The sequence below is a fragment of the Methylobacterium sp. AC690 genome (assembly GCF_979256535.1).
This window is the reverse complement of record NZ_CEEDOX010000115.1, coordinates 1-243: the sequence shown is the minus strand read 5'-3', so window position 1 is coordinate 243 and position 243 is coordinate 1. Positions and strand designations below refer to the sequence as shown.

The window sequence follows — 243 nt, the reverse complement described above, 5'->3', positions numbered from 1 at the left end:
TTATTCTTCCGGTACCGTCATTATCGTCCCGGACAAAAGAGCTTTACAACCCTAAGGCCTTCCTCACTCCCGCGGCATGGCTGGATCAGGCTTGCGCCCATTGTCCAATATTCCCCTCTGCTGCCTCCCGTAGGAGTCTGGGCCGTGTCTCAGTCCCAGTGTGGCTGATCATCCCCTCAGACCAGCTACTGATCGTCGCCTTGGTAGGCCATTACCCCACCAACTAGCTAATCAGACGCGGGC

The 243-nt window shown here is 56.8% G+C and carries 1 rRNA gene; it reads right to left on the bottom strand.

The features are described 5' to 3' along the window. Positions 1-243: ribosomal RNA gene (locus tag AC0IY1_RS25520) — 16S ribosomal RNA — on the bottom strand; the annotation flags it as partial.